This window comes from Pseudarthrobacter enclensis (assembly GCF_001457025.1).
GTDB lineage: Bacteria > Actinomycetota > Actinomycetes > Actinomycetales > Micrococcaceae > Arthrobacter > Arthrobacter enclensis.
The window spans coordinates 1-1091 of sequence record NZ_KQ758616.1; the positions used below are offsets into that span (position 1 = coordinate 1).

A 1091-nucleotide genomic window follows, 5' to 3' on the forward strand; every position below is an offset into this window, starting at 1 on the left:
GTTGTAGGTGCTCCTTAGAAAGGAGGTGATCCAGCCGCACCTTCCGGTACGGCTACCTTGTTACGACTTAGTCCCAATCGCCAGTCCCACCTTCGACGGCTCCCTCCCACAAGGGGTTAGGCCACCGGCTTCGGGTGTTACCAACTTTCGTGACTTGACGGGCGGTGTGTACAAGGCCCGGGAACGTATTCACCGCAGCGTTGCTGATCTGCGATTACTAGCGACTCCGACTTCATGGGGTCGAGTTGCAGACCCCAATCCGAACTGAGACCGGCTTTTTGGGATTAGCTCCACCTCACAGTATCGCAACCCTTTGTACCGGCCATTGTAGCATGCGTGAAGCCCAAGACATAAGGGGCATGATGATTTGACGTCGTCCCCACCTTCCTCCGAGTTGACCCCGGCAGTCTCCTATGAGTCCCCACCATCACGTGCTGGCAACATAGAACGAGGGTTGCGCTCGTTGCGGGACTTAACCCAACATCTCACGACACGAGCTGACGACAACCATGCACCACCTGTAAACCAGCCCACAAGGGGAAAGACTGTTTCCAGCCCGGTCCGGTTCATGTCAAGCCTTGGTAAGGTTCTTCGCGTTGCATCGAATTAATCCGCATGCTCCGCCGCTTGTGCGGGCCCCCGTCAATTCCTTTGAGTTTTAGCCTTGCGGCCGTACTCCCCAGGCGGGGCACTTAATGCGTTAGCTACGGCGCGGAAAACGTGGAATGTCCCCCACACCTAGTGCCCAACGTTTACGGCATGGACTACCAGGGTATCTAATCCTGTTCGCTCCCCATGCTTTCGCTCCTCAGCGTCAGTTAATGCCCAGAGACCTGCCTTCGCCATCGGTGTTCCTCCTGATATCTGCGCATTTCACCGCTACACCAGGAATTCCAGTCTCCCCTACATCACTCTAGTCTGCCCGTACCCACCGCAGATCCGGAGTTGAGCCCCGGACTTTCACGGCAGACGCGACAAACCGCCTACGAGCTCTTTACGCCCAATAATTCCGGATAACGCTTGCGCCCTACGTATTACCGCGGCTGCTGGCACGTAGTTAGCCGGCGCTTCTTCTGCAGGTACCGTCACTT

1 rRNA gene is annotated in these 1091 nt (G+C 56.6%); it reads right to left on the bottom strand.

What is annotated here, in order from left to right:
• Positions 1-18: 18 nt before the first annotated feature.
• A 16S ribosomal RNA gene (locus AS031_RS19350) occupies positions 19-1091 on the bottom strand; the annotation flags it as partial.